The organism is Ammoniphilus resinae, assembly GCF_017873965.1.
In the GTDB taxonomy this organism is placed as follows: domain Bacteria; phylum Bacillota; class Bacilli; order Aneurinibacillales; family RAOX-1; genus Ammoniphilus_A; species Ammoniphilus_A resinae.
In genome coordinates, this window is record NZ_JAGGKT010000002.1 from 360,815 (window position 1) to 372,507 (window position 11,693).

The window sequence follows — 11,693 nt, forward strand, 5'->3', positions numbered from 1 at the left end:
CCCATTTTTATATAATTTCTTTTATTGCTTGTATAAAAGCATGAATGCCTTCTTCATCCCCAATAGAAACGCGCAAGGAATGTTCCAGCCCATAACCCGTTAGTGTTCTTACGATAATTCCACGTTCAGCAAGGGAATCGAATATTTCTTGACTATCCCTGCCCATATCAACGAAAATGAAATTTCCGTTTGTATTGATGTACTTCCATCCAACTTCGGTAAACAGCTCATACAACTGTGTTTTCCCTTTTTGATTCAATGCTATTGCTTGTTCCACATGTTCTTGATCTCTCAAGGCAGCCAGCGCGCCAGCTTGGGCCACGGCATTAACATTGAATGGTGGCCGAACATGGTGGATGGCATCCACAACTCTTGCATCCCCTATACCGTAGCCGATTCGTACGGCGGCCAAAGAGTAGATCTTCGAAAAGGTTCGCACAACAAAAACAGGAAAACCTTTATCAACATATTTTACGGATGATGAATATTCTTCGGAGTCTGCGTATTCATGATAGGCTTCATCGATGATAACCAATACGTTAGACGGAACTTCTTGAAGAAATGCTTCTATTTCGCTGTCTGGAATTATCGTACCCGTTGGATTGTTAGGATTACACAAAAAAATTAATTTAGTTTTTTCTGTAATCCGCTCCAGGATAGCCTTTAAATCAATCGACAAATCAGGCTTCATCGGGGCAAAAACTGGTTTTGCACCCATTAAATGAGTTGAAGCTAAGTATTGGACAAAGGTAATTTGTGGAATGATGACCTCATCCTCAAGTTCCAAAAAAGTCTGCGCAAGAAGAACTATCAAATCATCTGCCCCATTGGATAAGAGCAATTGAGATTTATCAATCCCCTCCATGCGAGAGATTTCTTCTTTGAGTTCCTCCCCGGTTGAATCTGGATATAGGTTCAATTCCAATAGGGATTTTTGCATTGCTTCGATAACTTTTGAGGAAGGCCCTAACGGACTCTCATTAAACGAAAGCTTGTACACCTTATCCTTATTTAAAACTTTCTTTAAATCTTCAATTGGCAAGTCTGCAAGTTGACAAGTATAAGGAGTAAGGTTTGGATAAACGTTTCTGACAAGTTTCTGTAGTTGCAAATTGATTTCCTTCTTTCTCCTCATGTTTTATTTGCATTCGGTTCCTAGACTGTCTGCCTGGATAACTGCCTGAATAACCATCTCCGGGGTAACGGTAAAAGGCATGTTTGCCATATCTTCAATCTCTACAGCAACGCTTCCGAATTGTTGAAGCTGTTCTTCGGTTAAAGAAACAATCCCCATATCCTTCAAGGTGGTTGGTAGCTGAATCTGTCGGTAGAAAGAAATTAATTCTCTGATTTCAGAATCTTCCTTGCCTTCTAATACAAGTTGGGACAGGATTCCAAAGGCAACAATTTCGCCATGATAAGTCTCATGGACTTCTGGAAAGATCGTTAACCCGGAATAGATGGCGTGTGCCGCAGCGGTCCGGCAAGCATCACCACCATACCCACTCACACTGCCGCTGATTAAAATAATGGCGTCAATGACATCATTCAAAGCAGAGGTTACCTGACGATTTCGAGCAGATTCTATGGCGCTTTTACCAAATTCTAGTAGAATTAAATAGAGTTCATTCGCTATTTTTACAGCAGTTCGAACAAGTGCGGTCGGTACTGATTTTTGAGATGATGCACGGGATTCGAACCATTTCGCCAGAGTATCACCAATTCCAGCAATGAGAAATCGAACAGGCGCATGAGAGATAATTGTTGTGTCAACTAAAACCAAATCAGGTGCTTTAGAACGTCGACTAATCTCTGTAAAAATACCCTCATCATTATAAATGATTGAAATTTGAGTAGCAGCTGCACAAGTTGCTGCAATCGTTGGAACAGCAATTAACGGAAGATTAGTAGCGTAAGCTACAGCCTTCACGGTATCTAGTGCTTTCCCACCCCCAGCAGCAATTAAAAACTGTGGGCCTACTGATTCAACAAGTTGAATTAATCTATTAATTTCTGTCCAAGAGGATTCACCACCATACCATTCGGTATTGCTTACGATCCCATTTTCCTCAAGACTTCTCAACATTTTTTCTGAAATAGTGGACAAGGCTGTCTTCCCGCCAATAATTAACGCTTTTTGTCCAAACTTTTTTGCATGCTGACCTATTGTCTCAATGACATCGCGTTGGCGAATATAGCTAGCTGGTCCTACTGTTGACTGCATCCTAAAAATCACCATTTTCTTGATTAATTATAAAGTTTCTTGTCATTTTTATTCACCCTGACTATTCTATGGGAGAACATTTTAACTGTCAATGTTTATTCCCTAATAGATGTTATCATCTTGTTTAACATATTTTGCAGATGTAAATAACTGCTTTCGCAAGAAAAATCCAATCAGACAAATAACCAGAAATACAAGCACAAAATAGATGCCATACCGATGAAGGACCGTCCCAATTTCTTCGATATAATTTCCAAACAAGCGGCCCGTCATAAATAACAAAAGGGTCCATAGAAATCCAGTTGAATAGGAAATAACTGCGTATCTCCGAAAAGTCATTTTATTAATTCCAACTAAATAGGGAATAATATGTCTTACGACAGGAAAAAAATAACTGATAAATAGTGAAAGTGAACCATATTTCTCAATAAGCAACTGCGATTTAAGTAAATATTTATTGTTTTTTCTTTTAATTACCCTATCGAGAATAGGTGCTCCAAGCCAGCGACCGAGAAAATAACCAATCGACAGCCCGGAGGCTACACCTGCATAGGTAACAAGAAATGACGGGATTGGTTTTAAAAGCCCCAGAGTGGTGACAAATCCCCCAGTCATGACAATTACTTCATCAGGGATTGGCATCCCCACAATTCCAAGCCAGAGACAGAAAAATAAGGCAGGATATCCGTACTGATGAACTAGCTCAATAAGCGTGGAAGCATCCATGTCTTTTCCTCCTTTCTCGATTCTTTACTCACTTTGTACACAGATAAACAAAGGCTGGAGGAATATTTAATGGCACAAAAGAAACGTCAATATCAGAAAAGTGTTTCTCCAGTTGAGGAAGCATTTGGCGAGAATATTGAAAAGCAATAAAGGTTCCCCCAGGTCTAAGGGATTGAACAACCGCATCTATTATACGATCACGGAGGGTTTGACTGAAATTCGCAAAAGGTAAACCGGAAAGAATACAATCCACCTGTTCCAACCCTAAATCACGAATATCTTCGAACAGATTTTCAGCGGAGGAATGAAAAGACATCTCTGGAAATAATCTCTCTAACCTAAGACGCATCTCCGTATCCTGCTCATAAATAATTCCATTAGTGGAGGACTTTTTATTTTGCTGAATAAGGCGGGTGAAAGCTCCCGTTCCTGCACCCAATTCAACGATACTCTGCGTGTTTTCCCAATCAACATTTTTTAGCATTGCGTTAGCCAGAAAAATAGAACTAGGAGTGACACTGCCTACGCGCTTAGGTGATTTTAAAAATTTATAAAAAAACGTCATTTTGTCTACAATCATAGTTTTTACCTCTTTTTCAGCCTTGAGTATAGAAAATGAATGGTAATTCTGTCATTCCTCTTTATTGCTGTCCAATTTAGAGACCACATAATAAACGATAAAAGTTATTTTACCATGGAATGATAAAAACAGCTAAAAAAATTTGCAAAAAACATCGAAAAACAGAGAAGAGCAGACTGCGAAAAGTCTGCTCTTCTCCGCTATTATTCCACATAGTGAAGTTTTTCTTCCGCTTCTTGTTTTACTTCTTGATATAGGGGTAGAAAAATATTAACTGTCGTCCCTTCCCCTATTTCACTAGTAATTGCTATTTTCCCATTGTGATCAGTGATAATTTTATAACAGATCATTAGCCCTAGACCAGTACCGGTCGATTTAGTGGTAAAAAAAGGTTCTCCTAACCTTTTTAATTGTTCACTGGAAACCCCGACCCCTTCATCAACAATTTCAATATGAAGTTGTTGAGCATCCACATTGCGAACCGTTATTTTTAAATTTCCGCCATTAGGCATAGCTTCCATTCCATTTTTAATTAAGTTAATAAACACCTGTTTTAAATGATTCTCTTCACAATTAACAAAGGAAGAATTGCTATCATTATTCATCTCTATCCTTATATTCTGCATATTAGCCTGAGGATCCAGCAACGCAACGGTGCTTTCCAAAATGTTTGCGACATCCTTTCGGTCAAAATGGCGTAAATGCGGTTTCGATAGAATTAAAAATTCACTAACAATTAAATTAATGCGATCTAATTCAGATAACATGATATCATAATACTTTTGATTTCCTTTGTCTGAGCTTTGTAAAAGTTGGACGAAGCCGCGCAAGGTGGTTAACGGGTTGCGAATTTCATGGGCAACTCCAGCAGCTAACTGACCTGCCACTGATAGTTTTTCCGATTTAATCAGCAGTTCATCAGTTTTCTTTCTTTCCGTTATATCCCTCGATACAATGACAATCTTTTCTACCCTACCGCGGTCATTTAGAATTGGCATGCCACGTGATTCGAAGGTAATCCACCCACCATTCACATGCGGCACACGGTATTCCGCTTGGCCAGGCGTCTTATCTACTACAATATCTTTAAAAACCTGTTTTACCCTCTCCCAGTCTTCAGGATGGACGGAAAAATAGCTTAGGTTATTTTCCTGAAATCCGGCAATACATTGGTGCGATTGTGTTGCATACAGTATCTTCCCTTGGGGATCTGCCAAAGCAATAAAATCCGATGTGTTTTCCGTGATCAAACGGTATTTTTCCTCGCTTTCACTGAGCGCCTTCTCCATGGTTTTCCTTCGGGTGATATCCTTGGCAATTAAGTAATAGCCCATTACCTTTTTCTTAATACGAATAGGAATACATTTCACACCAATCTGTACGTGTTTGCCATTGCAGTGGATGACTGTAGCTTCAAAGTGAGAAACAGTATCTTGTTTAATAATTTCCAAGTACTCGCCAGTTATTTCCTTGTCCTCTTCACTTATAAAAGAGGAAAAAGGTTTTCCTTTAACTTCATGAGTTGTATAGCCCGTTATATCCTCTATTAACGGATTTGCATGTAAAATAAAACCCTTAAGATCAATTTCACAAATAAGTGCGGAATTTAATTCGACAATCGAATGAAGCTTATCTTTGGTCTCAACGACCCTTTTGAAAAGTGTCCATAGAAAGATCCAAGACAAGAGAAGCAAAAAGATCAAAAAGAAATACAGCATAAGAAGTCCTTTCTTCCACCTTTCAGTTTGGTCCAACTAATTTTTCCCTAATAAACTATATTCGCCTTATCATAGGTGTATTTCCTTCTGCGAAATTTGTCTATTTTTGTATTTTAATAAAGAAACAGTTTTTGTCTTTGTAACAAAATATTCACAACATTCCATCCGGCTATAAGTTTTTTGTGATATAATAAGTATAGGTTTAATAATCAATTATTTTGAATGGGGAGGCGATTAGATTGCAAGGAAGAGTCTTTTTATTTGTAGGTCCTGACGGTTCTGGACGAAATACACTTGCCAATGCAATGGGAATTACTTTCCACATTCCTCGAGTCGTCTCTTATACCACTAGGCCGAAAAGGCAATATGAAACACCAGGGAGAGATTACATTTTCGTCACGGAAAAGGAATTCACAGAGAAGGAACAAGCAGGAAACTTTATTGAAGCCGTTCGTTCTGATGGCTATTACTACGGCATTAAGAAGGAAGACTGTGAGCGCTTTTTGCGTGAGCAAGGGGGCTTCTATGCTGTTTTAAGCCCTGCAGGGTGTGAAATTTTCAAGAAATTATTCCCAAATGTCGTGACCATTTTTGTATACGCCGATCGTGATACAGTTACCGAACGACAACAACTGCGTGGTGACGACAAACAAACGATTGAGCGACATCTTCGCCATTATGATAACGTTATGAATTATCAAGGGGAGTGCGATATTGCGATTGCAAATTATGATCTGGCAAGTACAGCACAAGAGCTAACAACAAGAATTGAGAATTTCTTAGGAATTGTCCACGACCCAGACAGTAAATATTAAAACTACAAAATAAAAAGGGCACCGAATGGTGCCCTTTCATTTTTAGTTCTCGATGGTTTGAAATTCGTTAGAATAACCGAGGGTAACAGAAATTTTTCGGCCATACTCGCGGACTAGTTTCGCCGTATCTTCAAGCCTTTCCTTATTCATGCGGGTAGTCGGGCCAGACACGGAAATTGAAGCGGCTACCTTTCCTGTATAATCCCAAATGGGTGCTGCAGCACAGGAGATGCCAAGTTCATTTTCCTCTAAGTCAAAAGCATAACCCTGTTTTCTTACTTTTTCCAAATGTCTAAGAAGCTCATTTTCAGTCTTTAAAGTGTATGGTGTATGCGCATGCCATTCACATCCACTGAGAACCTTTGTCAGAGCCGCAGGTGGTAGAAAAGCAAGAATTGCTTTCCCGACACCTGTACAATGAACAGGCACACGCTTACCGATTTGACTATGCATGCGAATGGTCTGATTGCCTTCCACTTTTTCAATGTAAACCACTTCATGCCCATCGAGGACTACAAGGTGGATCACTTCCCCGGTATGATCAGCAAGATCCTGCAGGTAGGGATAGGCAACCTTGCGGATATCAAGATTGTTTAACAACCGAGATGATACCGCTAGCCATCTATAACCTAGTTTATATTTTTCAGTGTTACGATCCTGTTCCACATAACCAAGATGAACAAGGGTATTTAGGACTCGATGGACCGTGCTTTTATACATCCCGAGCTTCACTGACAATTCTGTAATCCCAATGCCGTTCTTTTCCACACTCACCTGTTCAACAATTTGAAAGGCTCGCTCCAGGGATTTAACACCTTCTTCCATCTTCTCCCCCCTTAAGAGTGCTGGAAAGGGTTTCTTAACAAACCGTAAGATTCTTGTACTTGGCTGCCAGATCTGTTATGTTCATCTGTAACCTTGCTACACCGGTTTCCAAGGCAGCTTTTGCAACGGCTAAAGCTACATTTGGCGCAACGCGTGGATCTAAACTGTTTGGAATTACGTTTTCCTCGGTAAGCTCTGCCTCTGAAACTAAATTTGCAATGGCATAAACAGCTGCAACCTTCATTTCCTCATTTATGCAGGATGCTTGAACATCTAGCGCACCGCGAAAGATACCTGGGAAAGCCAGAACATTATTAACCTGATTAGGATAGTCAGAACGCCCCGTTCCAATAACTCTAGCACCCGCAGCGATTGCATCCTCGGGAAGAATTTCAGGATCAGGGTTAGCCATGGCAAAAATAATTGGTTGGGGATTCATAGAGAGAACCATTTCCTTGGACAAAATACCAGCTGCAGAGACACCAATAAATACATCTGCCCCAACGATTACTTCTTTTAGTTGACCTTTTAATTTTTGTTTGTTTGTCATCTCCGAAATCTCAATCTTCGTTTCATTCATTCCTTCTTCTCTGCCTTCGTATATCGCGCCCTTGGTATCACACATAATAATTTGCTGTAACCCCATTGAGTGAAGCAATTTGACAACCGCTATCCCAGCAGCTCCACCGCCATTAACAACCACCTTTACTTCGTGCAAATTCTTACCAGCAAGTTTCAATGCATTTATTAGACCAGCTGCCGTAACGATTGCTGTTCCATGCTGATCATCGTGGAAAACCGGGATATTCATTTCTTCTTTTAGACGTCGCTCGATTTCAAAGCATGCTGGTGCTGCAATATCTTCTAAATTGATCCCGCCAAAAGTAGGTTCAAGCAATTTGATCGTCTCAATAAGTTTTTCCGGATCAGTTGTATTCAGGCAAATAGGAAAAGCATCAACGCCAGCAAATCGTTTGAACAAAACTGCCTTCCCTTCCATTACAGGCATGGCTGCCTCAGGACCAATATTTCCTAGTCCCAGCACTGAGGTTCCGTCACTGACCACAGCTACCAAATTCCCTTTGATCGTATAGTCATAAACGAGGTCCCTCTGCTTGAAAATTTCCCGGCAAGGTTCTGCAACACCTGGTGAATAGGCTAAACTAAGATCTCTTGCACTCTGTACAGATACTTTTGAATCAATACTAAGCTTGCCTTGAAAAGTGCGGTGAAGTTCCAATGCTTCCTCTTTCAATGCCATTGTTAAGGACACCATCCTTTTAAATTTTCATCTTGTTCCATATTACAGAACAACGTTCTATTAATTAAACTATTAATAAAATTCTATCATTTAAGCCGAGGAATGTAAACTTATTATTTCTGAAACTTTAAATTTAATTGATAATATGGATTATTGGGTTGTATTTGATTATAATGTTTAAAAAGAAAGGTGGGAAATCTTACGTGATGAATTACGATTCTTTATACTATCCATATCCCTCCCGAAGACATGCTGTCTTTGCCCGCAATGGGATGGTTGCCACTTCGCAATCCCTTGCTGCCCAAGCTGGGCTCGATATTCTCCGAAGCGGTGGCAATGCTATTGATGCTGCCATTGCTACGGCTGCATGTTTAACCGTAGTTGAACCTACTTCCAACGGGATCGGCGGTGACGCCTTTGCTATCGTGTGGACCGAAGGTAAACTGCATGGATTGAATGCAACTGGTCCTTCACCCGGATCTATTTCAATCGAAAAATTAACAAAAGCTGGCCTTAAAGAGGTTCCCAAACATGGAGTAATTCCTGTCAACGTTCCCGGTATTCCATCTGCGTGGGTGGCATTATCTGAAAGGTTCGGGAAACTCCCGCTGACACAAGTTCTACAGCCAGCTGTTGTTTACGCAGAAAAGGGGTTTCCCGTATCTCCTCATGTTCATTCCCTCTGGAAATCGTCTTTTGAGATGTTTTCTAAACTAAAAGGGGAAGTGTTCCAGCCTTGGTTTGAGGTATTCGCACCGGAAGGCAGAGCTCCTCAAATTGGAGAGATATGGAAGTCTCCAGGCCACGCAGAGACGCTCCAATCCATTGCAGAGACTAAAGGGGAGGCCTTTTATCGAGGTTATCTAGCGGAACAAATTGATTCCTTTATGCAAAAGCATGGCGGGTTTCTAAGCAAAGAAGATTTAGCAGCCTATAAGCCAGAGTGGGTGGATCCGATAAAGGTTAATTACAGAGGGTATGATGTTTGGGAGATCCCGCCAAATGGACAAGGCCTTGTTGCTCTATTAGCTTTGAATATTTTAAAAGGCTTTGAATTCCAAGAAAAGGATTCCATCGATAGCTATCACAAGCAAATTGAAGCTATGAAATTGGCGTTTGCTGATGGTTTACGATATATTACCGATCCGAGGTATATGGGAACATCAGTAGAAGCATTGATGTCCGAAAGTTATACCGAGGAAAGGCGCAGATTAATTTCTGACACAGCAAGATTACCTGAGGCTGGACGTCCTCCTGCGGGTGGAACAGTCTATTTGGCCACAGCAGATGGAGAAGGAAACATGGTCTCCTTTATCCAGAGCAACTATAATGGCTTCGGGTCAGGGATCGTCATTCCAGGGACTGGGATTAGCCTGCATAACCGTGGGAAGGATTTTTCGATGGACCCCTCTCACGCCAATGCGTTACAGCCTAATAAGAAGTCCTTCCACACCAATATTCCTGGGTTTTTAACGAAGGATAATGTCCCAATTGGTCCTTTTGGAGTAATGGGTGCTTATATGCAACCACAAGGGCATGTTCAGGTGATCATGAACACAATTGACTATGGGCTCAACCCACAGGCTGCTTTGGACAGTCCGCGTTGGCGTTGGATCGAAAACAATGTGGTTGAAGTTGAACCCCATTTCCCTGATCACATTGCCCAAGCATTAATACGGAAGGGACATCACATTGTCAAAGCATTGAATGTCATGCCATTTGGACGTGGACAGTTGATCTGGCGAGACCCGCAAACAGGTGTCCTAATTGGAGGTACAGAACCTCGAGCAGACGGAGTAGTTGCTGCATGGTAAATTAACGGAGAGTCCTTTCGGCAACAACAAAAAATTCCCGTTTAATAACGGGAATTTTTCTGTTTAATAAATCGACAGTCTGTGTCGGTCAAACCTTCTACAGGCTATTCCCCCAAAAGATAAACCTTTACATTCTGCTTGCCAAATGTCCAGGCTTTTTTCGAGGTTGTTGGGAGGAAGATGTCAATCCGATTGCCTTTTACCTTCCCACCTACATCAGAGGCAACAGCGTACATTCCACCAGAAGGTAACACATCAGAGGAATACCCTTCGATAAAAACTTTTGTTCCTAATGGAATAACTTTAGGGTCAACGGCGATTGTCCCTAATTTAAGAGGATTCCCAAAATAATCAACAGCACCCCATTTCCCATTCTCAGATGGTGCTGAAGTGTAAGCTGTTGAAATAGCAGTAATCACTTTTGAGTATTCAGGTAAGGACTTTTTACTTGCCATTGTGATTTTTGCTGTTTTATTCTGTTGTTTTTCATTTTTTTCCGGGAGGTTAATGGTTTGCCCCGGTTGTAAATTCAATGCATCCACGGTCGGATTTTCCTGTTGGAGTTTTGCCAATGAGATCTGGTGGGTTTTAGAGATTTCCCACAGGGTATCCTTTTCTTTTACCGTGTAAGAAGCGGCAAAGGTTGGTGTAGCCATAGCAAATAAAGATATGGTGACACCAATGGAAATCACCCGCTTTTTCCATTTATTCATTTTTATGATCGACTCCTTTTTTGCCTACGAGGTTAGTTGTCGGATTCGGGTTAAGGAGTAACCCTACGCAAATGAGCGATTCACCCCAAACGTCTAAGACGTACAGAATCCCCCGTACTTATTTTTGGGTAAAGTTTCGGCTTATGGAAGTCTATCATGAATTTAGATACTGGAAAAGACACAAAAACTGGAAAAGTTTTCTTCAGAAAATTAACCAATGAGTGATTCTAAAGCTCGCTTAACCCCTTGCTGATTGTTTGATTCCGTTATAAGATCTGCGGCAATCTTGACTTTCTCCGGTGCATTCTCCATTGCTACACCCATCCCGGCGAAACGGATCATGTCAATATCATTGTAATAATTCCCAATCGCAATGACGGTATTTGAACTAATATTTAATCTTTTTGTCAATGACGCTAAAGCAGTCCCTTTTGTTGCTTGTTTGTTCATAACGTCAATAAAATAAGGCCCGCTACGAAAACATTGAACCTGATAGGGAATTAATTGCTGTGGTAGCTCTTCGTATATTTGATCAATTTCCTTTTCAGAACCATATAAAGTTGCCTTCAAAATAGGTTCAGGCAATTCTTCAAGTTGCTCCAATATTACCGGATTCACCATATATTTCTTATACATATCTGCAATCTCTGCATGATGCGGAATGGTATACATCTTCTCCATTGCTGTAACGTCAATATGTACATGTTTATTGTTTAATATTTCCAGAATATTTTCAAGGTAATCTGGATCAATAGCCTTGATCGAAACAGCATCCCTTGTGGGTGTATGGTAGGTGACAGAACCATTATCCGTTATAAGATAGGAACCCACCCCAACCATTTCCGCAACTTTCTTGGTGGGTTCAAGTGCACGACCTGTACATAAAACAATTTCTAGCCCCGCCTCTTCCAAACTTTGTAACAACGCCCTTGTTTCCCCATCACATTCATAATGATCATTTAATAAAGTACCATCTATATCAAGGGCAATCAGCTGATATTTCGATTTCATTTCTCC

11 protein-coding genes and 1 riboswitch are annotated in these 11,693 nt (G+C 40.6%); of the genes, 2 read left to right on the top strand and 9 right to left on the bottom strand.

From position 1 onward, the window contains the following. Positions 1-7 precede the first annotated feature (7 nt). The 5 genes from hisC to J2Z37_RS05855 all read right to left on the bottom strand — a co-directional run bounded on the left by hisC (position 8) and on the right by J2Z37_RS05855 (position 5,215). Positions 8-1,111 (bottom strand): histidinol-phosphate transaminase, encoded by a 1,104-nt coding sequence (gene hisC, locus J2Z37_RS05835; protein WP_209809285.1) that lies wholly within the window; start codon positions 1,109-1,111, stop codon positions 8-10. A 27-nt stretch (positions 1,112-1,138) separates the two neighbouring features. After that, a complete protein-coding gene (locus tag J2Z37_RS05840) occupies positions 1,139-2,224 on the bottom strand; it encodes an iron-containing alcohol dehydrogenase family protein (RefSeq protein WP_209809286.1) in 1,086 nt (361 codons plus the stop codon). Positions 2,225-2,326: 102 nt separating this feature from the next. After that, positions 2,327-2,950, bottom strand: a complete 624-nt coding sequence (locus J2Z37_RS05845) for a DedA family protein (protein WP_209809287.1) — start codon at positions 2,948-2,950, stop codon at positions 2,327-2,329. A 28-nt stretch (positions 2,951-2,978) separates the two neighbouring features. Beyond that, positions 2,979-3,530: a class I SAM-dependent methyltransferase gene (locus J2Z37_RS05850; protein ID WP_209809288.1), complete on the bottom strand. Its 552-nt coding sequence runs from the start codon at positions 3,528-3,530 to the stop codon at positions 2,979-2,981. 203 nt (positions 3,531-3,733) lie between these two features. After that, a complete protein-coding gene (locus J2Z37_RS05855; RefSeq protein ID WP_209809289.1) occupies positions 3,734-5,215 on the bottom strand; it encodes a PAS domain-containing sensor histidine kinase in 1,482 nt (493 codons plus the stop codon). A 272-nt stretch (positions 5,216-5,487) separates the two neighbouring features. Between J2Z37_RS05855 and J2Z37_RS05860 the strand changes: the two genes are divergently transcribed. Further along, positions 5,488-6,063, top strand: coding sequence for a guanylate kinase (locus tag J2Z37_RS05860; protein WP_209809290.1), 576 nt, complete (start codon positions 5,488-5,490; stop codon positions 6,061-6,063). Positions 6,064-6,105: 42 nt separating this feature from the next. Here J2Z37_RS05860 and J2Z37_RS05865 read toward each other — a convergent pair whose 3' ends face one another. Both J2Z37_RS05865 and ystJ read right to left on the bottom strand, forming a co-directional pair. Further along, a complete protein-coding gene (locus tag J2Z37_RS05865; RefSeq protein WP_209809291.1) occupies positions 6,106-6,888 on the bottom strand; it encodes an IclR family transcriptional regulator in 783 nt (260 codons plus the stop codon). Positions 6,889-6,922: 34 nt separating this feature from the next. Next, positions 6,923-8,149 carry an NADP-dependent malic enzyme gene (gene ystJ, locus J2Z37_RS05870; RefSeq protein WP_209809292.1) on the bottom strand — a complete coding sequence of 409 codons (1,227 nt, stop codon included), beginning with the start codon at positions 8,147-8,149 and terminating at the stop codon, positions 6,923-6,925. Positions 8,150-8,355: 206 nt separating this feature from the next. Between ystJ and J2Z37_RS05875 the strand changes: the two genes are divergently transcribed. Continuing rightward, complete coding sequence (locus J2Z37_RS05875) at positions 8,356-9,963, top strand: gamma-glutamyltransferase family protein (RefSeq protein WP_209809532.1); 1,608 nt, start codon at positions 8,356-8,358, stop codon at positions 9,961-9,963. A 104-nt stretch (positions 9,964-10,067) separates the two neighbouring features. On the opposite strand, the gene J2Z37_RS05880 is transcribed toward J2Z37_RS05875, so the two are convergent. Beyond that, positions 10,068-10,676 carry a 3D domain-containing protein gene (locus J2Z37_RS05880; protein WP_209809293.1) on the bottom strand — a complete coding sequence of 203 codons (609 nt, stop codon included), beginning with the start codon at positions 10,674-10,676 and terminating at the stop codon, positions 10,068-10,070. 7 nt (positions 10,677-10,683) lie between these two features. Next, a riboswitch (cyclic di-AMP (ydaO/yuaA leader) is annotated at positions 10,684-10,828 on the bottom strand. 58 nt (positions 10,829-10,886) lie between these two features. After that, positions 10,887-11,687: a Cof-type HAD-IIB family hydrolase gene (locus J2Z37_RS05885; RefSeq protein WP_209809294.1), complete on the bottom strand. Its 801-nt coding sequence runs from the start codon at positions 11,685-11,687 to the stop codon at positions 10,887-10,889. Positions 11,688-11,693: the final 6 nt, after the last annotated feature.

Coding starts and splice junctions, on each gene's coding strand:
- J2Z37_RS05840 (WP_209809286.1), bottom strand. CDS start 2,224: ATGCAGTCAACAGTAGGACCAGCTAGCTATATTCGCCAACGCGATGTC.
- J2Z37_RS05845 (WP_209809287.1), bottom strand. CDS start 2,950: ATGGATGCTTCCACGCTTATTGAGCTAGTTCATCAGTACGGATATCCT.
- J2Z37_RS05850 (WP_209809288.1), bottom strand. CDS start 3,530: ATGATTGTAGACAAAATGACGTTTTTTTATAAATTTTTAAAATCACCT.
- J2Z37_RS05865 (WP_209809291.1), bottom strand. CDS start 6,888: ATGGAAGAAGGTGTTAAATCCCTGGAGCGAGCCTTTCAAATTGTTGAA.
- ystJ (WP_209809292.1), bottom strand. CDS start 8,149: ATGGCATTGAAAGAGGAAGCATTGGAACTTCACCGCACTTTTCAAGGC.
- J2Z37_RS05875 (WP_209809532.1), top strand. CDS start 8,356: ATGAATTACGATTCTTTATACTATCCATATCCCTCCCGAAGACATGCT.
- J2Z37_RS05880 (WP_209809293.1), bottom strand. CDS start 10,676: ATGAATAAATGGAAAAAGCGGGTGATTTCCATTGGTGTCACCATATCT.
- J2Z37_RS05885 (WP_209809294.1), bottom strand. CDS start 11,687: ATGAAATCGAAATATCAGCTGATTGCCCTTGATATAGATGGTACTTTA.